The organism is Ornithinibacillus sp. 4-3 (assembly GCF_040958695.1).
Taxonomy (GTDB): Bacteria; Bacillota; Bacilli; order Bacillales; family Amphibacillaceae; genus CALAMD01.
In genome coordinates this window covers 275848-301295 of record NZ_CP162599.1, presented here as the reverse complement: position 1 = coordinate 301295, position 25448 = coordinate 275848, and the positions used below count along the sequence as shown (strand labels likewise).

At 37.2% G+C, this 25448-nt stretch carries 29 protein-coding genes; all 29 read right to left on the bottom strand.

Annotated features, from left to right (window positions below; genetic code table 11):
* Positions 1-36: 36 nt before the first annotated feature.
* The 29 genes from AB4Y30_RS01595 to AB4Y30_RS01455 all read right to left on the bottom strand — a co-directional run bounded on the left by AB4Y30_RS01595 (position 37) and on the right by AB4Y30_RS01455 (position 25178).
* On the bottom strand, positions 37-933 hold the full coding sequence (locus AB4Y30_RS01595) for a peptidoglycan-binding protein (RefSeq protein ID WP_368653781.1): 897 nt from the start codon (positions 931-933) through the stop codon (positions 37-39).
* Between the two features lie 48 nt (positions 934-981).
* A complete protein-coding gene (locus tag AB4Y30_RS01590; RefSeq protein ID WP_368653780.1) occupies positions 982-1209 on the bottom strand; it encodes a phage holin in 228 nt (75 codons plus the stop codon).
* Between the two features lies 1 nt (position 1210).
* Positions 1211-1471 carry a hemolysin XhlA family protein gene (locus tag AB4Y30_RS01585; RefSeq protein ID WP_368653779.1) on the bottom strand — a complete coding sequence of 87 codons (261 nt, stop codon included), beginning with the start codon at positions 1469-1471 and terminating at the stop codon, positions 1211-1213.
* Positions 1472-1544: 73 nt separating this feature from the next.
* Positions 1545-1793: a hypothetical protein gene (locus AB4Y30_RS01580; RefSeq protein ID WP_368653778.1), complete on the bottom strand. Its 249-nt coding sequence runs from the start codon at positions 1791-1793 to the stop codon at positions 1545-1547.
* Positions 1794-3572, bottom strand: coding sequence for a hypothetical protein (locus AB4Y30_RS01575; protein WP_368653777.1), 1779 nt, complete (start codon positions 3570-3572; stop codon positions 1794-1796).
* Position 3573: 1 nt separating this feature from the next.
* Complete coding sequence (locus tag AB4Y30_RS01570; protein ID WP_368653776.1) at positions 3574-3855, bottom strand: ketopantoate hydroxymethyltransferase; 282 nt, start codon at positions 3853-3855, stop codon at positions 3574-3576.
* Positions 3848-4435, bottom strand: a complete 588-nt coding sequence (locus AB4Y30_RS01565; RefSeq protein ID WP_368653775.1) for a putative phage tail protein — start codon at positions 4433-4435, stop codon at positions 3848-3850. Before AB4Y30_RS01565 ends, AB4Y30_RS01570 begins: the two co-directional genes overlap by 8 nt.
* Positions 4419-5513, bottom strand: coding sequence for a baseplate J/gp47 family protein (locus tag AB4Y30_RS01560; RefSeq protein WP_368653774.1), 1095 nt, complete (start codon positions 5511-5513; stop codon positions 4419-4421). Before AB4Y30_RS01560 ends, AB4Y30_RS01565 begins: the two co-directional genes overlap by 17 nt.
* A gap of 1 nt (position 5514) precedes the next feature.
* On the bottom strand, positions 5515-5925 hold the full coding sequence (locus AB4Y30_RS01555; protein ID WP_368653773.1) for a DUF2634 domain-containing protein: 411 nt from the start codon (positions 5923-5925) through the stop codon (positions 5515-5517).
* Between the two features lie 16 nt (positions 5926-5941).
* A complete protein-coding gene (locus AB4Y30_RS01550; RefSeq protein ID WP_368653772.1) occupies positions 5942-6325 on the bottom strand; it encodes a DUF2577 domain-containing protein in 384 nt (127 codons plus the stop codon).
* Positions 6325-7329, bottom strand: a complete 1005-nt coding sequence (locus AB4Y30_RS01545; protein WP_368653771.1) for a phage portal protein — start codon at positions 7327-7329, stop codon at positions 6325-6327. Before AB4Y30_RS01545 ends, AB4Y30_RS01550 begins: the two co-directional genes overlap by 1 nt.
* On the bottom strand, positions 7293-7970 hold the full coding sequence (locus AB4Y30_RS01540) for a LysM peptidoglycan-binding domain-containing protein (RefSeq protein WP_368653770.1): 678 nt from the start codon (positions 7968-7970) through the stop codon (positions 7293-7295). The genes AB4Y30_RS01545 and AB4Y30_RS01540 overlap by 37 nt, the downstream gene beginning before the upstream one ends.
* Positions 7963-13077 (bottom strand): peptidoglycan DD-metalloendopeptidase family protein, encoded by a 5115-nt coding sequence (locus AB4Y30_RS01535; RefSeq protein WP_368653769.1) that lies wholly within the window; start codon positions 13075-13077, stop codon positions 7963-7965. Before AB4Y30_RS01535 ends, AB4Y30_RS01540 begins: the two co-directional genes overlap by 8 nt.
* 206 nt (positions 13078-13283) lie before the next feature.
* Positions 13284-13763, bottom strand: coding sequence for a phage portal protein (locus AB4Y30_RS01530; protein ID WP_368653768.1), 480 nt, complete (start codon positions 13761-13763; stop codon positions 13284-13286).
* A gap of 60 nt (positions 13764-13823) precedes the next feature.
* Positions 13824-14270: a phage tail tube protein gene (locus AB4Y30_RS01525; RefSeq protein WP_368653767.1), complete on the bottom strand. Its 447-nt coding sequence runs from the start codon at positions 14268-14270 to the stop codon at positions 13824-13826.
* A gap of 65 nt (positions 14271-14335) precedes the next feature.
* Entirely contained in the window at positions 14336-15661 is a 1326-nt protein-coding gene (locus AB4Y30_RS01520) for a phage tail sheath family protein (RefSeq protein WP_368653766.1), read from the bottom strand.
* Position 15662: 1 nt separating this feature from the next.
* Positions 15663-15905 (bottom strand): hypothetical protein, encoded by a 243-nt coding sequence (locus AB4Y30_RS01515; RefSeq protein WP_368653765.1) that lies wholly within the window; start codon positions 15903-15905, stop codon positions 15663-15665.
* Entirely contained in the window at positions 15906-16346 is a 441-nt protein-coding gene (locus AB4Y30_RS01510; protein ID WP_368653764.1) for a DUF6838 family protein, read from the bottom strand.
* An 18-nt stretch (positions 16347-16364) separates the two neighbouring features.
* Positions 16365-16865, bottom strand: coding sequence for an HK97 gp10 family phage protein (locus AB4Y30_RS01505; RefSeq protein ID WP_368655143.1), 501 nt, complete (start codon positions 16863-16865; stop codon positions 16365-16367).
* A 2-nt stretch (positions 16866-16867) separates the two neighbouring features.
* The gene (locus tag AB4Y30_RS01500) at positions 16868-17221 is read right to left on the bottom strand and encodes a DUF3599 family protein (RefSeq protein ID WP_368653763.1); all 354 of its coding nucleotides are present in this window, start codon (positions 17219-17221) and stop codon (positions 16868-16870) included.
* The gene (locus AB4Y30_RS01495; RefSeq protein WP_368653762.1) at positions 17218-17592 is read right to left on the bottom strand and encodes a DUF3199 family protein; all 375 of its coding nucleotides are present in this window, start codon (positions 17590-17592) and stop codon (positions 17218-17220) included. Before AB4Y30_RS01495 ends, AB4Y30_RS01500 begins: the two co-directional genes overlap by 4 nt.
* Before the next feature lie 5 nt (positions 17593-17597).
* On the bottom strand, positions 17598-17936 hold the full coding sequence (locus AB4Y30_RS01490) for a hypothetical protein (protein ID WP_368653761.1): 339 nt from the start codon (positions 17934-17936) through the stop codon (positions 17598-17600).
* A gap of 63 nt (positions 17937-17999) precedes the next feature.
* Positions 18000-18920 carry a major capsid protein gene (locus AB4Y30_RS01485; protein ID WP_368655142.1) on the bottom strand — a complete coding sequence of 307 codons (921 nt, stop codon included), beginning with the start codon at positions 18918-18920 and terminating at the stop codon, positions 18000-18002.
* A gap of 24 nt (positions 18921-18944) precedes the next feature.
* On the bottom strand, positions 18945-20045 hold the full coding sequence (locus AB4Y30_RS01480) for an XkdF-like putative serine protease domain-containing protein (protein ID WP_368653760.1): 1101 nt from the start codon (positions 20043-20045) through the stop codon (positions 18945-18947).
* Positions 20045-20206, bottom strand: coding sequence for a hypothetical protein (locus AB4Y30_RS01475; protein ID WP_368653759.1), 162 nt, complete (start codon positions 20204-20206; stop codon positions 20045-20047). The genes AB4Y30_RS01480 and AB4Y30_RS01475 overlap by 1 nt, the downstream gene beginning before the upstream one ends.
* A gap of 11 nt (positions 20207-20217) precedes the next feature.
* On the bottom strand, positions 20218-21129 hold the full coding sequence (locus AB4Y30_RS01470; protein ID WP_368653758.1) for a phage minor head protein: 912 nt from the start codon (positions 21127-21129) through the stop codon (positions 20218-20220).
* Positions 21126-22673 (bottom strand): phage portal protein, encoded by a 1548-nt coding sequence (locus AB4Y30_RS01465; RefSeq protein WP_368653757.1) that lies wholly within the window; start codon positions 22671-22673, stop codon positions 21126-21128. Before AB4Y30_RS01465 ends, AB4Y30_RS01470 begins: the two co-directional genes overlap by 4 nt.
* 2 nt (positions 22674-22675) lie before the next feature.
* Positions 22676-24253: a phage terminase large subunit gene (terL, locus tag AB4Y30_RS01460; protein ID WP_368653756.1), complete on the bottom strand. Its 1578-nt coding sequence runs from the start codon at positions 24251-24253 to the stop codon at positions 22676-22678.
* Complete coding sequence (locus AB4Y30_RS01455; RefSeq protein WP_368653755.1) at positions 24243-25178, bottom strand: terminase small subunit; 936 nt, start codon at positions 25176-25178, stop codon at positions 24243-24245. The genes terL and AB4Y30_RS01455 overlap by 11 nt, the downstream gene beginning before the upstream one ends.
* Between the last annotated feature and the right edge of the window lie 270 nt (positions 25179-25448).

Sequence of the window (25448 nt, the reverse complement as noted above, 5' to 3'; positions counted from 1 at the left end):
AATCATTTCTTAAACACGTCAATAGCGCTCTTATTTTTATCTCCTAATCAACTTTTTAAAAGTATCCTTACCTGACACACCGTCAACAGTTAATTTGTTATTACGCTGAAATGCTCCTACCATCTCTGTAGTAATATCTCCAAAAATACCGTCTACACTTAATTGATACCCTTTAACAAATAGAAATGCCTGTAATACATAAGTTAAGTTACCTTTAGCACCCTTACAGATTGTAACAGCAGCTGCATCTGTTTTGGCTCCTGGTATACCATCAACAACTAATTTTGCATTAAATTGCTTGTTTAACTCATACTGATACACTTTAACAAGCGCTTTATGTGTTGATGGTCCATACTTATCATCTACAGCAATATTATTAAAGCTATAACCATTTAACCAACGTTGGATGCGTGCAGTATAACCATCTACATTCGGTTTAGGCTTAGGTTTAACCTTATTAATCGTATCTTGTACAATCGTACTACCCAATGCCCCTACAATAGCTGCTGCCACATTTACTTTAGGGCAGGATGTAGATTGACCACTAAACTCTCGATGACCTTTAATATTATTATCCTTAATACCATACGCACTCTTAGCACGTTTAACACGTTGACGTAGTGATTTAAGCTGTTTATCATTTGGTTGAGATGTACCAACATAACAGATATTATAAGTCTCTGTATTATGACCATACACGCCATTACTAATAACAGTGGGGTCATAGTTAAGCTCGACATCTCCGTTTAGTAAAACTACTTCATGATAACCACCTGTTTGCCATCCTCGTACACCTTTCCAATGTTTCTCAAACGTTGATGTATTACCTGATGTTGTTGCGCTGTAATGTACAGCTATATTTTTAATTTGAGCTACTGATCGTTTACTATAACCACCCATAGCTTGTTTACGTCTGTCTATTACTTTGACCATGCTTAATTACCTCCCATAAATTAAATAAGAGTAGCTGTTAAGCCACTCTTATTTCAATCCCATATCTTTTAAATGTTGATCATTACGAATTGCTTTTTTCGTAACGTTGTTATTCTTCCACCAAGTCCAGATAGCTACAACTACCATTGCCACAGAGGATATAGCTTCATAAACCTGTTCTTCACTAAATGGTAGTGGATTCCAACCAAGCGTAATAAGTGCTTGGTTAATTAGTAAAATAACTAAAACTACTAACCTTGTAATTGCTTGTTTCATATCAATTACCTCCTGCAAATAATAAATTAACAACGCCCAATATCATTGCTCCTATAAAGGTTGTCGTAACCCAAAAGATAGTTTTGTCTACCTTATCTAGTCGCTTATGTGCTGAGCTAGTACTTGCTTTCGCATCTCTAGCAATTTGATATGCATCGTCTGCTGTTTTTTCAATTTCGCTTAATCGTCCAACCTTTTCATCGATACGTGCTACTTTATCGTGTATATCCATTAATAATTTTTGTTCTGGTGTATAAGGCATCTCTACCTCCTGTTTTTAGACATAAAAAATAAGCCTATTCGGCTTGTTCTTCTTTTTCCTGATCATTTTCCTCTCATTCTTGTTGCTCTTCTTGATTTTGTTCTTCCTCTATTAACCGTTGTTCAATAACACTAATCATATCTTCTTCTGTGGCTTCTAATGGAATTTCATCTGGTTTTAAACGATAAACATTTTCTCCACCGTCTACTAGTGCATGGATAGTACGCCCATAATAATGATCTGGAACTCTTCGAGTGGGTGTTCCAGGAACTGGACTTTTCCATTGAATACTTGTTCTTTCTATAATAATATTTTTTGACATTTAATACCCTCCTACAATTTCTTCATCTGATATGATTTCATTATCTTCAAAGACATACGTTTCACCTGTCCATGATTCTCCTATCTCTCGCTCGAGACCCTTAATATCCCAGTCCTGTACAGATTGATGGTCATCATTACGAGTACCAATTGCAAGTACATTGTATGCTCCTGGTAATTGACAATGTATTTCTAATTGCTCTGTCTCTCGATTAAGCAAGCCATATCCATTACCAAAATGTCCTTGACCAGTCACAAATATCTGCACATCTTTGTTTAGGTGTACAAAGTAATCTGGTAAGTCAATGTATTGTATATCATTATCTGTTGATGCTGTAACCTTATAGCGATATAAGTTATCTCCTGCTGTTGGAGATTCTACTGCAGAATGTCTTATTACATGGGTGTCTCTTTTACTTGGCTTAGGATGTGGCATTTCAAAGTTTTTAGTGCCATTGACATTGAGGTTACCCCGCACAATCCAGTTATTCACTCCTGGGGTTGTCGCTGTACCTAGTACTCCTTCGGCGTTGTTCAAGGTCGATGAGAGGCGACCGATCGCTACAGAGCCAACTCCTTCTGCACGCGCATCTGTGCCGAGAGCAAGAGAATCATTCATCTGAGAGAATGCGTTTGTGCCGAGGGAAACACCAGCTCCATCAGAAGTTGCCTTGTATCCGATAGCTACACTTCCCCTATTCGACACAGAGGAATCCCCTACAGCGGAATCAGTACCGATAGCAACGCCATTCACGGATAATGATTGGGCACGAAAGCCAATCGCTATGGAGCGACGCTTGTTGGTAGAGGCATCGGTTCCTATCACTACCCCTGTGTCCTGTGCTGAGGAAACTGCGTTCTCTCCTAAAACCACATTCTTTGCGCCTTCTCCTTCAAGACCTACATCTTGTTTATTAATTGTTACATTCCCAGTTTTTCCATTAACACTTTTGACTTTATTAATTGGCTCAAACTCTGTCCATGTTCCTTCTTGACTAGATGCAAAATATCTAACATGAGCATCACTATAAGAGTTTATACTTTTAGGTAAATAAATTTGAGTAATATATTGATTATTAGTTGCAATATTTATAACATTTCCTGCTCCCACAGCGTTATATAATGCTGTAGACCAACCATTCCCAGCATACATACAAGTAATACCTTGGGAATATTCATCGCCTGGAGCATCAAAAGGAATAGTATTAATATAAGTTATAAGTGAACTTGTCGCTAATGCTTCAATTGCCTGCTTTGTCCTAAGTGGGCTCATATATACAGTACTAGAAGTCCCTGCCTCTGCTTGAGCTTGTGAAGCTATTGAATAGTTTTGTACATTTCCAAGGCCAACGTCAGATTTACTTGGTTTATTTTTTTGGTCATACACCATAGTGCCTAAATCCCAACTATGGTTATCATTATCCCATCTGTATAATACTCTACGCTTGCCACCTTCACTATCTAAAGTAAAGATTTCCATCAATCCATTTGTATCTGATGTTTTAGTGACATTAAAGGTATAAGTATAGGCTACACCTGATATAGTCTGACTTCTTTCAAAGGTTGAAAGACCTAATGGATATCCACTTAAAGGAATATCTTCTTCAGGGAGATTTTTGAGTAAGTTTACTTGTTCAGAAGTAACTCCGTGAGGATTATCTTTATCTTCCTTATGTTCTTCAACCAATTGATGTGCATCATCAATCCCTTTTTCCCAACGATTTGCATCTTCTTCAGTTGGTGTATCATCAAAACTCCATTCTTTCTTTTCGAAGCTCACGTTATCCCTCCTCTACTTCAAATACGTGTAATATTACCGTATCTGATGTGATTGGTACTACTACATCGTTTGTACTTATGACCTCACCGTTTTCGTCCAACAAATCAATTACATTAATTGTATCTACACTGCCATACGGAACTAATATCTCCATGGCCACACAACAATTTTGAGATTCTTTAACAACAAATTGATCGATAATATAAGAATTGTTTAGACGAACAGATGATATCCGTTGTTCAATATAATTTGCCACATCATTTATAAATGAATGGTTAATCAAATATGACCACCTCTTCTCCTCTATCAGCCCACGGTGTTCTTCCAAGCTTCCATGTCGTACCTAGCCTTGTATTACGAGTAAGCACCTGTTTCTTGGCTGACTCTTTTATGATGATCTTATCCCTAAGCGATGTTTCTTGCTGATAGAGCATATTTGCAGGTTTGACGGTATTTATGGTGTACTCCATTTCTTTGAATAAAAAAGCATCATCTATACTAGTAGTTACAGTTAAGATGAATGCTTCTGGGTTTATTGTTACATTTGATCTGGCTATACCAAGCAACGTATCTAATTGCTGCTGCAGATATCGTTTAGTAAATGGTGGCTTTGTTTGATATCGATTTAGTACCCTTATCCGTCTATTCTCTAAAGATTCTGTTGATGGATCAGCAATGATTTTGAGCATATTTTCTCGACGTTCAATTGCTTCAAGTGAAGATGTTTCAATAAATTGATCATCAAGTATTTGATTAATTTTCGCTTCTAACTGATCAAACTCTTTTGATCCTATCTCAGTTGAAACTTTAAATTCTCTAAGATTATGAAGAAAAATAGGTAGTCTCTCAAGAAGTCGATTCACTCAATATCACTCCTTCTAAAATAGGAATATTATCTGAGCTAACTTCAATATTAGATCCTTGTCCATTTAATAGTGTATTAGCCACATCCAAAACACCCGATACATTTAGTATTCGGGACTCGATTTGACTAATTCTTACTACTAAATCTAACTCATCCCGATCCTGCCATGTTATCCGCAGATCATGCATATATTGCTCACATACTTCTTTGATGTTATCTTCTACACTCCGAATAGATACACCACTTTCTAAAGTTAGAGAAGTTTCAATTTCAATCGGAGCTTCTTCAACCGCCTCTATGGTTACAACATGACCAATAGGAGCAACACCAATACCTTGCCCTTGATTACCTTCAGGGTCTATTATTTCTTGGATTGATGATATGAGCGTTGGGTCAGGTTTTAAAAAATTAGCCCCAATCAACACACATTTAACAGTTCCACCACCATTCCATGTTGGTATAACCTTTGTTCCTCCCACACCGTTAATAGCGTTGATTTTATGACGGTAATCAGATTTGTTACCACCAAATGCTGGTTCATTAACCATTTGATAATGGCGTGTTCTTAAAGATTCATCTGCTTCTTCTTCCTCGCCAGCAGCAATGATATCAGTCATGATAGCTTTCTCTAGACCTGGAATAGTATTTAATGATAAAAGTTCACCACTGGGATTATTTCCTTGTTCTCCTAGGGATTCACAAGCAAGAGTATATTGGCCAGATGATAACCTTTCTGTAGCCACATAATATAAATTATCAATAAAAAAACGACTTCCTATAGGAATGTCGAATGGTATCTCCTCTTCTCCGAAAAATAATCCTCTTCTAATGGCTACTGTTGCTCTTTTACGATTGGTACCGAATTCAGCAGTTCGCCGTTCTAGGTATTCACCTTCAGCTGTATCTGCATATATTAAATTCAGTATCTGCCTTATCCAAATATAGACCATAGCCAATTCAGCTGCTTCTGGAGCTAAAGCATTCCATATTACACTATTCTCACGTTTATCGATGTCTGCAGGTACTCTCTCAAGCATACGTTCTAATATAGCTTCATAACTTTGTTCTTCATCCAAATTAAAGCACCTCCTCTATGTTCAATTCTCCTTCAATGGAGGTAACAGTAAACTTAACATGCAATTCATCATCGATTCTCTTCAATTCAAAATCCGAAACACTATCTATACGTTCGTCAAAAATAAGAGCCTCTTCAATTATCCTTGGAATCTCCATTTCTATGAAATCAGGAGAAACTTCTTTATCTGATAGAAGTTCATCCAATTCAGACCCAGTTTCATCTGAATAAATAGAATGAGCGAACCTTGGTGTTCTTAAGGAAATATAAATGTATTGCAATATGGCTTCTTGTCCAGATATCAACTCATTGGTGATGATCCCTTTTTCCCAATCAATTCGATATGTTCTGGATGTTTCTTCTTCCAATTCATCACTATCAAAATCTTCTATCTCAATTTCTGGTGACAGCATTTTTCCACCTCACCATCTAAAATTTATCGATAATAAAAAATGATTGCCCGCCTTGAATGACAGCAACCATTACTTTATCACCTGTTTGTAATGCACTTGCAAATTGTATGTGGGCATTGTTCAATGTTATCGATTGAATGTTATGTGTATGATTTGGATCCCCTGCCTCTGTCATTGTTTCGCCAACACTGGAAGTTGATATTGTTGCTACTCTTGTATGGCTTTTTAAATGATGTGCTACAAGAATAAAATCGCTGGGAATAATCAGCTTTTCATTTTGTTTCAGTTTTAATGTGATAGGAGATGTAGATTGAATCACACCTTCAACAAGTTGCAATGGTTTTCCCGCTTCCATAGATTCTTTTGCCATTTTTTTTATTAATTGTCCTAAACTAGCCATTACAATACCGCCCTTGTATTTCGAGTTATCAATTTCAATTGCATTTCGTGATGTTCCCCTTTGAAAGTATGGGTATCCTCGTCAACATAATGAGTGCCTTTGACACCTATTTCATTTTCAATAACATAGATAGGCTTCCCGCTGATAATCTCAGGGATTCCCAAGGAAGTAGTATCTAACTCTTTTTGGATACCCTTCTTTTGATTTAGTAATGTATTTGCCCTGCTTGTCATCTGCGCTCTATTTAATTGATCAGTCACTTTCTCAAAATGCTGTAATACACCAAATTTCTTTTGACCATCACTATCAGTCACTGTAACCGATATAGGGGTTTTCTCATCTCCACTGACTAATTTAACTTGTGTTGCCGTTTCTTCAATCGATGTGGAATAGTTGTAATCTATTAAATTAACACCTGTTTCCAATACCCATTGATCACTAGGTATCTTTTGTTCTTCTAGTATTAATTTTCCTTTTTCTGAAAGAAGGTTATATCTTATCCCACTCTGCTTTTCAGTGTTTATTATTGCACTGAGAGCCATGTCATATAATGTCATTTCATTTGTGTGAATTTCGTTTAATACAGTACCAGTATTAGCGATTGAAGCATATGGAATCTGAAAATCTCGACAAATACGAGTAATGATCTGATCAGCACGTCGCTTATTAAATACATAGACATCCTTGTTTACAAGCAAAAAGTGGAGCATGTCATAGGCAACAAGGTTAAGTAGACCACTTTTTGATTTATTCTTACTAAACACAGTTCCACGGAACAATTCTTTACCTTTCCATTTAAAAAGAACGGTGTTGCCTTCCTCCACTTTCGTGTATTGTAAACCGCCTTTGTCAGTATATAGAACATTAGCCATGATTTTTCTAGCTGCCTTGTATCGCTGACCAGTCCATGTAATAGATTCAGTAGGAATTTCAATCATTTCATTAGGTTTTACTAGGTATAATTCAATCATGGTATCTTCAACTTCTGTCCTGGAAATATCCAATGACCTGGCTGCTTTAGATTCCTTTTATCCCGTTTAACCATCATATCCTTATTGGCATTCCATATTTTTCGCCATTCTAGACTGTTTCCATAGTATTTTCTTGCTAAATCCCACAACGTGTCTCCACGCTTAACTGTATGTGTTCGTGGTTTTGGTTTAGGATTAGGTCGTTTAGGCTTTGGCTTTTTAGGCTTCTGAACTTTTACTTTTATTTTTCTAATAGAAATAAACTTAAATTCTTTTAATGATAAATCATAAGAGATATCACCAACCGCACCAGCAGTTTCATTGTAATCAAAACTTTCAATAGATACTGGTATATTTATTTTAGTTTTAGTCACAACAATACGAAGCGGTTTTTTATCTTTCTGCCACTTTTCTAATTTATGCACAGCATCCCATGGTTTTGGAAAATTGTTGTATTCCACTAATGGTGTTTTGTGTGCAGGGAAAAATGATGAAAACTGAATCGTTTTAGGTGCTGGATCCTGAATAATAGTAATTTCACCTAAATTAGAAATATCAACCGATTCATTTTTATTTCCAATAGACAAAGAAACCGACGAAGGAAGAACTGGCAAGCGCAGTCTTTCCTTATTGTCGGCTGTAGATAACCAAATTTCATATACACTTTTACTCATTAATGACCAGTTCCCCTCCCTCGTTGTACTCATCAGTTAATATTTCCTCAACTGCTTTCTTCACTTTACCTACAAAATTGTCTGTATCTTGATCATTGTATAAGTTGTTATCTCCATTAAACTGGATAACAATATCCCTTTTTTTCACTGAAGAAGACCTTCCTCTAGACACTCCTGTAGCAGCTGCAACGTGATCAGATGAGACACGTTTACTTTCACGATTTGAAAGAACTTCAGACCCTCTAGGTAAGTTAATCAGTTCTGGACCACGTTCACCCACCCAAGCAGTTTGGCCACTACGCAATGGTCCTCTTGTTCCGGTCCAATAGCCTTTCACCTTCGAAGTATTAAATAATCCAGCCATCGCCATAGGATTAATAGCTTGGCCATTTCTTCGTGTTTCATAATGGACATGAGGACCAGTGCTATTTCCTGTGCTTCCGACTAATCCTATGATTTGTCCTTTTGATACAATATCTCCTCTAGTAACAAGATTTTTCGAATTATGCGCATACAGGTATTCCATACCATCAATGCCAGTAATTCTTACTATATTACCGTATCCACCTTGCCACCCTGCAAACGATACCATTCCTGGTGCTTGTGCAGGTATTGGTGTACCCATAGAAGCAGCAAAATCTACACCTTTGTGATTCGTCGAACCAATACCACCAGGGCTCTTACGTGGACCAAATCCACTTGACATGGTAAACGCTGAGCCAAAATTAGGAGCTTGACTAGCATACACACCAATTAATCCACTTACTTGCTTATTTGCAAATTTCTCAAGATCAATTGCACCCAATCCATTAACAAAACCTTGGTTTGAATCGACCCCTAGTCCATATAAAACTCTTGATGGGGAATGAATACCTAACTTTCTCCGAAATGCTTGTTCTACTGATTCAGCTAGTATACTAGCTGTTTTTTCTACATCAACTGCTTTCGACTTCATTCCAGCAACAAATTCACCGATTGCACCAGAACCCCATCCAGATCCTTTTGCTTTCGTTTCCTCGAATGGAGTATGCACATTAGATACTAAATATAGTCTTGTTCCAGTCTGTGTTGCGTTTTGACCAGCACGGAATTTGGATATTGTACTAGACCCATGAGCTGAAGCTCCACCTTCAATAACTTTAAACGGATTTCTCACTTGTTTATCCAGGTATGCATTAGTTTTGGTAGGTGTTGTATTTTGTCCACGACTAAAAGAGGTAACAGTACTAGATCCGAAACCTACTGCTTCTTGAATAACACCTTGCATTGGATTTTCGATGTTGTTTTTCTTCCAATTGTTCAAGGATATTATGTTGTTGTTAATACCTTTAGCAACTGAACCAGTAAATGCTTCTCCATATAATTTAGCTTCTTTATTCACACTTCGAACAGATAACGAGCCAATATTAACGGACGCTTCTAAAGTTTGAGCTTTAGGAGTAACAACAGAACCTCCAACTTTTCCGCCATCCGCATAAGGACGAACACCTAACATTTTTCCAGTTTGGTTATAGAGATCCATTGCTCTATTTCTACGACTTTCGGATAGAGGAATAATCATCTCAGGTCCTGCTTCATCGACTAATCCAAGATGTGGACGATTAATCATACCTCCATTAGCATATTGTTTAGAAGGTGAAATTCCTGAAATAGCTCCAACTCCGATTCCACTACTTGTCGGTTTTGGAGATGGTTTAGATTCTCCTTTAGCTGCCTTTTTTCCTTTTTCTCTACCAGTTGCAAAACTTTCTTTAACACCATCAATTAGACCGCCAACCCAGTCACCTACTTTACCTAGTGTTTTCTGAGTCCAGCCTACTACATCATTCCAACCATCAACCCACCAATCCTTACTGAATAGTGTGTTGCCTAAACCTTCTTTTACATTTTCCCAAATTTCCTTGGCTTTGTCCCACTTGTCAGCGGTCCAAGCAGTTACGTCATCCCATTTCTTTATCCAATAATCTTTATGAAAGATGGATTTTTCCCATTTTTCCTTAATTGAGTCCCATATTACCTGAGCCTCGTCCCATTTGGATTGTGCCCAACCTTTTACGGAGTCCCAGTGACCTTTCCACCACTCACCATTGAAGATAGTTTCATTAATCTTAGTAGTGACTGAATCCCAGATTTCCTGTGCAGAGTCCCACTTCTTTTGAGCCCATGCTTTTACAGAATCCCAATGTCCTAGCCACCACTCGCCGTTGAAGATGGTATTTTTCATTCTTTCCTTAACGGAATCCCAAACTTCTTGGGCGGAGTCCCATTTTTCCTGACCCCAAGCTTTTACAGAATCCCAGTGACCTCTCCACCACTCGCCGTTAAAAACAGTTTCTCCAATTTTTGTAGTGATAGAATCCCATATTGCTTGAGCGCCTTCCCATTTTTCAGAAGCCCAGTCAGTTACAGCAGTCCATTTTTCACTCCACCAAGCTCCATCAAAAATAGTTCCTTCGGTAAGCTCCTTGACTTTATCCCAATGACCAGACCACCATTCTCCACTAAATATTGTACCTTCAAGGTAACCCCAAACAAACCCAGCTTGTTCAGCCCACCAACTGGCACTTAAAAAAGTAGAAGTTGCAAAGTCTTTTACATTGTTCCATTTTTTGGACCACCAGTCTCCGCTAAATAAAGTATTTCCTATGGTTTCTTTTGTTTTATTCCATAAATCGGTAGCATTACTCCATTTTTCTGATGCCCAATTTTTGGTATCGTCCCACTTACTACTCCACCATGATCCATCAAATATTGTACCTTCTGTTTTCTCCTTAATTTTGTCCCATTTGCCAGTCCACCAAGCACCGTCAAACACAGTACCTTCTGTTTTCTTTTTAATATCTTGCCATTTATCGGACCACCATGACCCATTAAAAATAGTATCTGATATAAGTTCAGTAGTTTTGCTAAATCCATCTTTGATGAAAGTACCTGCATCTGATACAAATGTTGTAATGTTCGACCAGTTATCAGCTACCCAAGTAGTGATTGCTTCACCACCAAACGATCCAAATACGCCACCTAATAAACCACCTATAAGTGTACCAATACCAGGCATTATAGCAGTACCTATTGTTGCTCCTAGAGATGATCCACCGATACCTCCACTCATACCTCCAAGGATACCTGGTATCTCTCCTTTATCAGCACCAAATAAGGATAGTGTACCTAGCGTTGTACCAATAACAGGTATTTTTAGTTTTCCTAAAACCTTTCCTAAGCCACCTAGTTTAGATACATTTTTAAAATCATTAGCATTTGGTAAGTCAACTTTATTTCCTTTACCAAACCAAGGCTGTGTATAAACAGGCTTACCTCTCTTTCCTATAGGACCACCTTTTGGTATATTACCGCCTTTGCCTTTAGGTACTGGAGTTACAACTGGTGGTGTTTTTCGAGTGCCTTTACTAAATAATCCACCAACCTTCTTACCTTGATCCCAAAACCATTTTCCAGCCTTAAATATACCGCTTATTCCTCTAAATAATGGACCTAAAACTAAAGAAAGAATGGAACCAGCAACAGCAGTAGCTAACCCAGCACTTGTAAATCCTCCTACACTAGGATCCTTAAATGCATCGGCCCACATACTACCTAACCCTTTAAATCCTTCTGATATACCCCAGACAACACCATCGAACACAGCTTTTCCAACACTCTTTGATATATCAAGAAGTAGCGGTTTTCCAGTTTTATCCCACCAAACACTTAGGTCATCCATGATAAATTTGACCTTGCCTTCAAAATCCAGCTTTTTAAAGTCATCATTTTCTAGATAATTAATGCGGATATGAGAGAAAGCATTTTCAAGTTTGGAAAATAGCCATTCAGATGCATCTTCTCCTGCCTTCTGTACTGTTTTCTTCCATTTGCCCCATGTTTCTTGGTTATTATCTAACCAATCACTAATTGCATTTAATCTAGGTTTCATTGGCTCTAAAAGACCATCACCTAATGAACGAAAAATAGAACCACGATATCCAGCTAAAGTTGCAAGAATACCAGCTGATGTTGCGGAGAGCTTTTCAGCACCACCTTCAAATTTGCTGTCTATTTCTTTAACTAATCCATCCCATCCACCTATACTGTCATATTTATCTTTGCTCATTTTAATGTTATAACCCTTGAGCATTTCAAATTCGCCCATTTGAGCACCACCAAGTGCTTCCATGGCGTCTTCTACAGTCCGACCAGGTGTCAATGATGCCATATTCGTTGCAATCGTTAGTAATTTTTGAGCTTCTGAAACATTTCCTCCTGCTAATCCAACACCTCTTGCTAAGGCTGGGAATAAATCAGGCGAGCTAAATGGTGTTTTATCTGCAAACTGACCCATCCATGTAACCAATTCATCAGCTTGTTTTGTATTACCTCCAAGCCAATGTTCCATCGATGTACGGTATCCTTCAAAGTTCATTGAAGCACCAAGGGTAGCATCTTTTAATTTACTGACTCCTACTGCAGCCAATGTTACAGTGATTACGGTAGGAATAGAAAACAAGGCTCTTTTAACTGATCCAATTATTCTTGCAGTTTTATCGAAAGCTCTTATGGAAAAGTCACGATACTTGGGTATGGATGTTCGTGCAAATGAAGCTATTCGACCGACTGTTTTAGTAGCTATGTCGATAGCTCGGACAGAGAAGTTATAACCCTTAGACAAAGCTCTCTTTGCATAATTAGCTATTTTATGCAAAGTAGGCATTGCTTTATCACGTGCCACTACTTCGAGCATGTGGATACCTAATATATTTTTTCCTAAATATTTTCGTATTTTTTCAAGAACTGTTTTCGTTCTATCTTGTGCCTTTACTATTAAATCGTGAGTCCTCGGCATTTTCCGCTTCAAAAATGTATTAAGTTTATTTAAAGGTTTAGTCGCTTGATCTCTTAATGTAACAAGCATTGTATGTTTCTTTGCTATCTCTTTAAGAACAAATCTATGAATTTTTGTTAAGTTTTTAGTTGCCTGATCTCGCACTTTTAAAGTGATAGGTTTATTAAGCTGAGATCTAGATTTTTCTAGCTTTTTGGCATTATCATTTATAGCTTTTAATTTTTTAGTGATACGATCTTGCAAGTCAAATCTTGCCGTCAGTTTGGCCATGAGTTATTCCCCCCTTTCTTCCGTGTGCTTCTATCATTTTTTCTTGGCATCTTTCGCTCTTTCTTCTAAAAGAAGGTCGATGGAGCCATAAATAAATGCTTTTAATCTTCTTGATGATTTGTACAGTTCAAGCAATTCGGAAGGTGAATAATGAAGCTCATGCAATGCATAATGCAAATACACAGCATCTTTATTTCCTTCTCTTATTAGTTTTTTGCTGCTTCCTCAAGCTCGTCGATAGTATCATCAAACCCATTTACTTCACTAATTTTTGCAATCCAATTACTATATTCTCCAGCTACATTTAGCACTTTTTTAGCAATTTCAATAGGATCTTGCGTTCCATATGCCTGACGGAATTTTTCATCTTTAAAATTAGGGTAAATAGTAGTTTCAACTGCTACATGAGCAATGAAGCGTGCAAAATCTGTTTCTCTCCCAAGAATTTTGCCTTTCTGTCTAACTGTTTTTTGGTTTAATTCTTCGATTTCATCAACTCGTTCTGTAGAAAGTGGTTTGAAACGAAATGGAATAATTTTTCCTTCATTATCTTTAAATCTCTTAGAAATCGGAGATTCTACAACTTCTGCCTCTTCAAAATTCCCCGGCATAAAAAAAGTAATATCGTTTGCTACAACCTTGTTTTCTTCTTGATTTTCAAATGTATTTTCATGGTTTTCAGTCATTTAAATCTCTCCTCTTGGTTTAATAAATTGGAAAAAGAGCGACGCTAATCGCTCTCTTAATTAATTGAAATCTGATTTCAATTCTTCTGGGATATCGAAATCTTCAAATGTAAATGGAACTTCTTCCTCAAGTGCTGCTGACTCAACATCTAATCCAGCAATTTTTGCACTATCAAAGTTAACATCAAATAATGACACACGTTCTGTGCCTCGTCCTGATGTTTTATCATCTAGCACAGACTGCACTGTAAAATATGGATCAATACCAGTTTTAACGTATCCATGCATGATCTTTACAAACTGAGAGGTGACTTTATGAAAAGTCATTGTGCCTGATCCACTTCCTCCATTAGTTTTATGACCCATCATACGACGGCCCATAATCGGTACTTCTTCTTTATTTTTTTCTACAGTGGCTTCAAAAGTTTTGATGTGAGCCATCTCTTCTCCATCTAAAAATAAACGTCCTTCTTTTCCGCTTATTACATCTCTAGATCGTAATGCCATGTATTTTCACTCCTTTTTTTGTATAGAAAAAAGAGACCCCTAAGGATCTCTTTAGCAGTAATTGATTATTCGGCTACGACAGTGAAGTAAAACTTCTCAGCACTATCAACAGGTTGTACACCAATTTGTGCTGCAATTCCATCTCCTGCAGATGTTAAATGAACAGTAATATCTTCACTTGGGTCAAAGTTCTGCAGGATATTATTTACTTGAAGTTCATTCAAATAAACTGTTATCGCTGTTTGCACTATCTGTACACCATCTGCATTCGCAGGAATATCTTGACCTGTATTTTTTCTGTTTTTTATAGTTTCTTTTAAGCTACGAGTAATGTCATTTTGGATTGCATCTAAGATACGTACAATCTTGTTTTTTCGTAACTTATTAGTGCCTCCAAGCGAGTTAATATCTTGCTCAACTGTTACACTCTTGTCTCGAGCGTTAAAGGTGAACAGGAACTCTCCTCTTTGAAGACGTTGTACAATCTCATCATTATCAAACCTTGGATTAACATCAATTGCTCCTTCATACTCCATAAAAGTGAGAGACTGTTGTAATGTAGCTCCAGCACTAGCACCTGTAACCCATGCCACTGATTCAGGGATAGTTAAAGCTCCGCTTGATAATACAACAGAATTAGTAACATTAATGATTCCTTCATAGTTACCTGGATAATCTGGCAAAACTCCTTGAACTTTACTACCTTGTTCATCTCGTAAACGATGAATAAATGATGCAAAAGTAACCTTAAGAGCTTCATCATCAACAGGGAATCCAATAGTATCAAAGTACTCTGATTCTGCTGCTCCAATAAAATCAATATAATCTTCATTTGTGGTAGTACCGTTGGAACCACCTGTTAGATTTGTCCCAGCAGTATCTTCTAAGTCCCCAGCACCTTCAAATACAACAAAATCGTTAGATTGCAATTCTTCAAAGGCAGAAACAATCTGCTTGTCTACCTCTCGAAGTCCGAAAAATGTTTTTACATCTTTTTTAGTATCTTCAAGCACGTTTGTACTAACTGTAATGTGAATGTCATTACCTTTGATACCACCATAAACAGCAGTTACTGTTTGAGAATCACCCAATGTAGCAGCTGCCTTCTCTCCTTCATTGATACGATATACAAGCACAGTTGCACTACGCTTCTTTGCTTCACGTAACAATGCCATTGAAGGGTCTGAAATATCAACTCCTAAACGATTTCTAGCATCATTTTCACCACTGATTTCAATCATTTCTTTTGACTTACCCCAACCTAAAACAAGTGGAAGAGCAGCTCGTCCACGATCACCAGTGGTAATTCTATCATTAGCTTTCACTTGAAAATTAAAATAGATTCCAGCACGTGGTTTTTCTACACCCGGTGTGAAAGTTCCACCATTCATATTACTTTACCTCCTTCTTAAGATAGGCTTGAATCAAGCTATCAGCTTGTTTCTTAGTCATCTTTTTATTTTTGAAATTAAAAAAAGCACCATCGAGAACTTCTGGTTTTACACCAAAAATTTCTCGACTGTGCTTTTTTAACTCATTCAAGGGAAACTCTGTTTCCTTTTTAATAGTCTTAGTTGCAGTAACAGTAGTTTTTTCAGATTCCATAACTTTTTTATTCGTTTTTGCATTGCTCAATTATTTCACCCCACTTGTAATATCAACATATTCAATTGCTGGTACATCATCTCGATGATAATAGTAGCGACTATCCCAATTAAGGATAAGCATTGCCGCTCCATTACTACCGTCTCTAGTTTCTATCCTGTTAAATCTTATAAAATCCCCTGTTTCAGCTCCGTCCACATCCACCATAGGTATTACCTCTCGGTTACTTGCAATCGTATCAGCAAGCTTCTCTGCCTGATAATAGGCTTGATTTGTATCATCATGAAACACTTTGATATTTAATGTGTAGCTCTTAAGATACGTTTGATTTGTGTCATTGCTTCCAAAAGATGTTGGCAAGGGAAAATACATAGACGGTACCTCAAATTCTTGCGGTAATTCTTTATCGTATATCTGCACTGGGAATAAACTATACATATACGCCATAATAGAACCTATTTCTTGATTCAAATTAGCAACACCACCTTCTTAAAACAAAGAATCAAGCCACTCTTGTAACTTACGATCCAATGCTTTTTCAAACATCCTGTCAAAGATTGCTAAAGCATTATCCCAGTAGCCTGTACCATCAATCCATTGTTGTTTTAGTAACATTCCTCCATCATGACCTGGAGAATAGACAAAACGATCTCCTTGCCAATACCCTGGTACCCAGCGACGGTCAAGACCTTTGCTTGGATCAATGATAAAGTGGCCATCATTTACGAAGGAGGCATAATGTAAATTTGTCCCAATATCTAGGGTTAAACCACCAGATGATATGGACCACATATTCTCACGGTCACCCTTTTGAAATGAGTTCAAAAGAGCTCTAGTATCTACGGTTTTTGTACGGATAATCTCATCTTGGATAAGGTCCAAGAATTCCATGCCCATCGCTTCAAGCCATAAACCTAGCTGTTCTTTGAAACCACCATTAATTGCTTGGTCAAGATTATTAATGAGATTGTCCAATCCATCAATTTCCATTTTCATAAGCTGACTCTCCTTACTAGGTTGACCTCGATATGATGATCTTTAATCTTACGTGGCTTTTGCGCTGTCAGAGTAATTCCATCCCAGATAACTTTGTCATTTAGAAGAATATCCGTATCTATGGAAAAATGAACCAGAAATGTTTGGAAAATCTCATTGTTTGGTTCTCCCTGTGTTATGCTCTGTGACTTTTCGACAAAATAACAGGGTTCTTCCTCTATATCTGGTGTATCGCTATAGTAATGTTCCTGCTGTGTATCCTTAGATGGAATACCCCACTTATCACCTGATTCCCTAGACTTCAAATGATAGATATCACACGTATCAGTTAATAAATTATCGTAACTCATAGCGCTCTAATCCTCATAAAAAATCCACTTCTTTCTTCATCAGGGAGAAATTTGTCTATTAAACTAGAAATATCGGGCATGGTCATGCTACTACCATCAGATAAGGTATAGGAGTAGTCACCCATTCTTTCTGACTTATATCCTTTAGCCATTGATTCATCCCCATTAATCAGGGCATAAAATTGAGCTACCTTCAACCAAGCAAGTTTTAGCTCAGTAGGTAGCTCATCATAATCATCTAAAGGGATTTCAATTTTACTATTGATATAAGACTTAGCTTCTAAGATGTCCATTTCTAGCTGTGCATCAGGCCGTTTTTTAACGGATTTGAATGTAGTGTAATCTTTTAAATCCTTTGGTGTGATAGCCACGATAATCACTCCCCTTGTGATGCTAAAATAAGTTCAATACGCTCTTCTTCATTGTTGGTCTTATCTGGATCCCCACCAAGTTCTTCAATCAAAGCACGTTGCTCATCTGCAGATAATTTCTTGATAGATGATTTAGTGTGCTTCGGTGTTTCTGGTTCTTCTTTGTTATCAACTTGCCCTGTAGATTCATCTGACACTGGTTCTTTCACAATTTCAAAATATCCTGTTGATACGGCCTTCATTGCTATCATTTGATCCTCAACTGTTACATAAGGTTGCTTGTGATTAGCAGACACAATACCGCTATAGGATAACGTTTTAACTAGCTTTAATTTGATAGACATCTAATCACCTCCGAATTAATCTTGTAATGCCCTGACACATCAATTGTTTGTCCATTTGGCATATTACTGTATCCCTTCAATTAAAACTGCCGCGTCTTTTTCTTCGATGATTGGGTCAAAATCAAGATGTGTAACATAGAAGCGCTTGTCTTTCATAATTGCTTCTTTACCTTCTGTTGTCTTACGGATTTTAACACTATAAGAGTTCACAACAATAAGGTTTTTCGGATTTGTTAAAATGATTTTTCCATGTGGAACACTTGGAACTGGTAACGCAGGAATACTCGCCGGTGCCTTCATCATAGAATCAGACAGACCGCCACCATTTTTAATAGAAAGGTCTAATAAATACTTTTCCCAATCTTGTAATAAAGATGGTGCAACCAACCAACGTAAAGTTCCATTGTTGAACTTGTTTGGCATTTGTTTTAAAGCGTCGTACCAAACGTCAAGGCTTAATGCCCCTGCGTTCTTGTCTGTTCTGTCCTCAACATGTGAACCTGTTTTTAGTTGCTTTAACCAGCCATCATTCAACTTCAAAAAGTTGTAATCCTCATCATCTTCTGGTGTATCTACATCCCCATTAATGTATAAGTCCTCTAAGTCTAGACCTAGTTGTGTAGTCATTAATGTTTCAATTGTTTCCTCATAGCTTTCACCTTCGATGTTTTCACGCAATGTTTCCTCTGTGATTTCCCAAGGTAAACGTACTGCAGTTGTCGCATATTCAACCGCACTTGGCTTTACTTTAGCACGGTAACCATCATCAGTGTTTTCTGTTTTTGCTCTTAGGATTCGAGAATCAATCCCAATTTTATCGATTTCTCCTGTTTTTGCTCTACGCATTTCGGTACGGATTAATCCACCCAATGCTGTGTTCTCAAACGTTTGACGGATAAATCTTTTCGACTGCTCAGGATTGAGTAATCCCGAAGTCATACTTCCTGTTGTAATAGTATCTTTCATGATTTGTTGATTTTTCATCATTTCCTTACCTCCCTATTATGATTAAAGAAACCCTTTAAGGTAGTGACCTTTCTCGATTTCTTTTCCTTCTTCTTCATCAACATCAGCCTGTTTTGAGATACCTCTTGCTTTTTCAACAGTCTCCAAACGTTTGTTGATTGGTGATAACTTTTCATCAAGCACTGTAGCAAATTGCTTAATCACATCAGATTCCTCTAATTCTTCTACTTCGTCCTCAACATTGTCCTCTTTTTCAAACTTCTCTAGTTGCTCATTGATTGGCGCTAACTTATCGTCAAGCAACTTCTCAATTTCTTCTTTTTTCATGTCTGCTTCACCCTTTCCTATTGTTTCTGGTTTATTTTCTAGTGCTTTTTGGATATCTTCGTCTCCCCTAATTTCTCGAACGAGTTCAAGAAAGTCACTTGCTGCAGACTCTAATTTATCAAAATCAGCAACATCGACAGTGCGATTGTCCCAAATTGCATCGTAGAATACACTTTCCAGTCCATCCCATGCTGCCCAAACGTTACGCCTCTTTTGGTTTTGTTCATAGCGATCCCGCACTTCGCCTTTTGTAAAGAAGTTTTTAACCAAATTAAAAAAGCCTTTAACTTCCTCATCATCTTCTGACTTGGAAACAGGCTTTTCTTCTTCCGCGCTATTCTCTTTTTCTATTGTTTCAGCAGTACCAGCCATGCTGTAACCGGTGATATCACCCTTTTTAATAGATTCCCATATCTCATCGCTCGCCTTCGTTACCAAAACCCACGATCCTTTTGTAATAGTCTGTTCTCCTAACTCAAAATCTATTGGAGCAATATAGGATTCTACTACTTCACCAACACCAGCTTGAAAATCATGCTGTGTATCTATGTTGCGAGCATCTTTGACAAAACCATGAGCTGCTTTTTCAATTTCTTTTGCTGTCATAACATCTCCATGGCTGTCCTCAACATCAGGCTCATAAACAACTCCGTAAACTAACTGCTGTTCTTCTTCATCTTTATTGATAAATAGCTTTACTTCCTTTTGGATGTTTGGTTTTTTATCTGATTTAGTGAAAAAGAATTGTTTCTGGTTAGCTCCTTTATCTACATAAGAAACATGGGTGATACTTGCATTAATAAGCTCACGTGGCATTATTGTTCACCTCCTTCCAAATTGACATCAAAGAAAATTTTTTCTAATGGTAACTGTAATGTGATAAATACTTCATCTGGATATGGCATTGGATTAAATGAGGGGATATATTTAATCTCTTCTTCTATAGATTCAATCATTCTTTTGCCCTTCTCATTCATGAATTTTCCTCCTAACTATTCATTTCAGCTAGAACCTCTTGCCTTATCTGCTCTTTTTCTTCTGCTGACAATCCTAAAATATTCTTATCCACCGATGGTCCAATCACACAACCACAATGCACTCTATTTTTTGCACTGAAATTGGGATCTCGTGGGAACAATCCTCTTTCTCCATCCACTTCGAAGTAGTCATCTACTGGAATAGTAACTCCATCCATCGCAACGTGAGTAGGTCTGGGATTGTTTTTCTTTGTCCCAGAATGTTTCCATGTCTTCCCTACTACTGCAGGGCTTTGCATAAACGATTCATAATGCGCTTGACTGGAGGCGGTTAATATTTCTGTCTGGGCTGTTGTTCTAGCTCGTTTGCGATCAAACTGTGGTAATTCCTTTATACGTAACTCAGCTTGTGCTATGGACTCCCCTGCTTCAATTGCTTGAATAAGCTCTTTTTCAAGTGCTTTATGTGTACTCAATTGCATAATCTTTGCAAGCTCACTAGACCAATTCTGAATCCAATCTGTGGTCCTTTTGGATAAGACATTGAAGCTAACATCTCTATCAATAGATTCCATCATTAATTTGGTAAGCTCTTCTGTAGTTAAATTTAAAAATTTAGCAGCTTCTTTACCAAACTCTTCAACAAAATCATCCTCTGCAAAGAGATCTTGTTGCATAAAATTCAAAAATGCACCTAATGTATTTAAATCATCTTTTGAAATAAATTCGTTAAAAGCATCTACATAAAACTTTTTTTGCCTACGAAGTAATTTAGCAATACCAGCTTCGAAATCCTCGGCTAACTGTGGTAAATTTTCAATACCTGGGAACTCTTCGACATCATGAATGATGCTATCTTCTTCATTCTCAGACTTAGCAATAAACTCGTTAATATTTTTTATAAGTTTATCGAAATTACTCATTGCTTTTGCAGTCCTTCCAGAACATCCCGCATATCTTTCAACAGATTAATGAGGTCCTCTTCTTTTGGTGCTTTATGATGGGACTTTTCAATCCCAAAGAGACTGGCAAGTGAATTATTTTCTGAATCTTGCTGCCTCAATAGTACCTGTAAAGGTATATTAAACTCATCTCCAAAAGTATCCAATTTCTGGCCAAGAATTTTTGATAAGAGTGGTCTAACATCGTTTGGTGTTACTCCACCAGCTGTTATCAATGGGTATAAGGCTCTTGCTATTTCAATTGGATCCCTTAAATCAGCACTCTTTACAGCAATTTTGACAAATTTAAGACCCAGAGGCTCTAAGAATAAGCTGTTTAGCGCTCTTGCTAATGCCTTTCTCTCTGGGTTAAACACTTGCTCTTCTGTTACTCTACGTGCTGTATCTGCCGTTGCTCGACTAAAATCTTGCGATTCCCCTGTATAAAGTGGAGGTAAGCGAAAAGAAGAACGTATTTTAGTTCGTGAATTACCATCGTACTCAAGGAACAATGCATCTTGTTGCAATATTTCTGCAAGAGATTTAATTTCTACTTTTGCTGGTGTGTATTTATCATCCCCCATAGTAGTTTCTTGAGTAGAACCCTCGACTTCTAGCAACAAAAACTTATGAGCATTATCAGTACCTGATAAGTCTTTCATATAATCTTGAAGTTTGGCATAGGATTCATCATCTAACTTCCCATTTGATACAGTTATTGCTGCAGGAATATGTCTACCGTTGGTAAAGTATGTCAGATTCAATTCCTCTGCTTTACGAGCGCCATATAAACTAATAATGTTTCCTATCCAACGTGGCTTACCATATGTTCCACTCCCAATTTTCATATGATAAATCTCGGTAGCTATTAGGTTTTCTGGTGTGTTTTCATCAAATACACCAGTAGATGAGTTCATGGTTCTCGGATCGCCAAACTCTTTAAAATATACTTTCTTTCCATCAATCATCTGTACATATCGTCGGAATCTCTTCCAGCGAGTTACTTTTGTTTCTTGCCCGTTTTCTAGAATCGTATATTCAATCTCTTCTGGAACAGTTTTTTTACAAACTCTCATATATTGAGCATCTACATATTCAATGCCAACTGGATTTCCAACGCCATTACGAATGATTTCTAGATAACCGTTACCAGTCTTCTCACGATCATCAATCATATCTCCTATGGTCTTCTCTGGTGATTCATCAAGATTAAGATATCTCATAAACTCGTCGAGTCGGGTCCACTCAACCTGTGCCTTTTTCTTATCCTCCTCGGATACATCATCTGAATTAATATCGATATTATAATCAGGACCAATGCCAAACTCTATGATGTTAGTCTTATATGCATCTACGCATTGTTGCAAGATGGAGGAGTACTCTCCAATCAATTTCAATTCCTTCAAATTGTAAGGAGGCTCTAAGATATCTCCATAAGAGTTTTTGAAATCATCTTCATAGATTTGTTTTGTATTTGGTGATACAGATGCCTTAATTACTCTGGCTCTTACTGTGGATTCTGCCAATTCTATCTCCTCCTTCCTTTAGGACGTTGTCTTGTTGGTCTACCTGATTGATTATCGTTCAATTTATCGATTCTATTTTGAAGCACTTCCACAATCCCTGTACTAGCGTCTGGAGCATCATCATGGGCATTATTGCCTTCTCGTTGATACTCATTCATGGCTTGATAATATTCTGGCCAACGTGATTTCCAATCAATAGGGAACATCATACGCTTCATTAAAAATGAGCTATTTGATATTATTCTTGCCCGCTTATTTTTTGATTGATGAAAGGAGCGGATAATCACTCCAGAATTTGAATTGAGTTCCTTAATTTCTCTTCTAACATTTCTGGCATATCCTTCCCCGCCATTGTTTGATTCAAATATGGCAAGATTAACATTGTTCTCTTCCAACTGCCTAGCGGTTTCGGGTTCTGTTTCTTCCATGCCAGCTTTGGTATACATAACATCAAGTACATAAGCATAACCTTGATACTCACCAACAACTAAGGTACATAAATAATCATCCCCTTGATCAGCAGTATCTGTATAAGAAAAAATACGCTCAAACAAAAGTTTTCCATGTTCATCTTTTGGAAGTTCGGTATATACCTTAAATGACTTGTAGAGTCTACCCCTTTGATCTATTGTCTTTTGGTGGTAGTTAGCCCAGAATACTCCTTCTTCCATTTCATCTTTGAAATAGTCATACCTATGACGTGTTAATAAATCCTCACAGAGCATTTCACCTGTCGTTTTGCTCTTCACTTCAATTTTCAGTGTGAACCATTCTCTTTTTCCTTTTCCATCAAGAATACGTCCACATAAATCCTTCTTTGACCACCTTGTCATATTGACTATCTCAATCGGTCTGTCTCCTGATTCCTCTAAACGAGATAAGAATGTACCTGTGTACCATAACCATTGTTTATCTAACATTCTTTCGTTATATGCTTCCTCTGCATTTTTGACAGGATCATCAACAATAAGCACGTTACCACCCTTACCGGTAACAGAACCGCCTAGACCTGCACCTTTGTAACTAAAATGCTTACCTTCCAATGACCATTGCCTGTAAGAAGAGTCGCCACGTTTAATCTTTACCATTGGGAATATATCAGAATAAACAAACCCTGTAAGACTTGTCTTTTCTTCGCTTATTCCATCACGAGTGTATCGGCTAAAGTCAGTAGCCAAATCTTCGTTATAGGAAGCGGTTATTATTTTGTTGTCTTGGCTCTTCCCTAATATCCATTGACAAAATAGAATCAATGTTCTTGATTTACCATGACGTGGCGGGATGTTGATTAGAAGCTTCACAAACGGTTCTTCTCTATCAGGTATGTTATCCCATTCAAATTCATCCATAAACCAATCAGGAGCAATGGATTCAGCTATTTCATGAAAGTATGTTTTAGTTAATCTCTTTTCATACAAAGCTTCTAATGTCATTGCATATAGCTTCAGATACCAGCGTTCGTCCTTATAAAAATCTGACGCCATTGTTTTACAGAAAACCCAGAAGCTTTCTCGTGATATCAATGCTCTTGACCTCATAGCACGTCTTAACTTCTCTTCTAATACCGCCCTACGATTCATCAAAATTACTCAACGCCTTTTCCAATTCTTCATCCGATAGTGAAGATAGATCAATGTTATTATCAATAATATTGAATGACTTTTCTTTCTCTGCAGCTTTTTTCTGCAGTTCAAGTTTGGCATCTTCTATTTTCATGGAGTGTTCAAGCTTTTCTTTTTGTAAACGCTTCTGATCGTTTTCGGAAAGTAGATCAAAGTATTTTGATAGCATGTCCATTGCCTTCATCTTGTCAGCAAGCTTAATTGATATACCTTCCTTGCCTTGTTTGACTTCAGTAATAATTGTGCCATCTACATAAGAGGATTCATTGAAATCAACATAGTTAATTTCTTTCATCAGAGGATTTCCGTCTTCATCCTCAAGTGGGCCAAACATACCTATCTGCTGGACTTCTTTCTTTCCGAACGTTGCATAGTCCGTTATATCAGCAAAAGCTATCTGAATGTACTTATTAAGCACATCCATAGCATCAATAAACACACCCTGCTGCAACTCTCCTTTGAGTCTCCGAATTTCTTCTGATACCTTAACATTTCTTAGCAGTCTACTTCCCTCCACATGGGCACTCTCTGGAGCATATCCTGCCTTTATTGCGGATTGAGTAGCGTTGAAGCTCTTAACGTAATAAATACAAAAGAGCCCTTGTTTCTCTGTGAGTTCATCACTTTCAACAATTGGCTCAATTTGTTCAACCGATTTAGTTTCAACTTTATTTTTAGGGGTTGCAACCTTTTTGATTTTGGTTGCATCCTTTTTTGTTGGATCCCTTGACCAACCTTCTCGACTTTTTCGACTCTTCAGAGTTCCTAATTTTACATTATGTTTATCGGCAAGTGCCTTTAAAGTAAGTGTAGATGTCTCAAAATCTTCTCTAATTCTATCCCAATTCACTACATAACACCTGCCTCCTTTAAATTTAGACATAAGGAAAAGCCACCATTTTGGTGGCTTTAATTAATTTCATATGACTTTATGCGTTCTTGTTTTCTCTATCTTTTTCAATCAATCTATTAATATAAATATTTAAAAACGTCATAAAAATAGAAAACACAATATTTGACAACCATTCTATTTTATCATCAAAAATAGATTGTTTTATTATCAAAAAAACATAAACAAAAATAAACACAATAATATTACGAATTATAAAAGATATATTTAATTTAATATGAAACACCACCACAAGATTCTTTT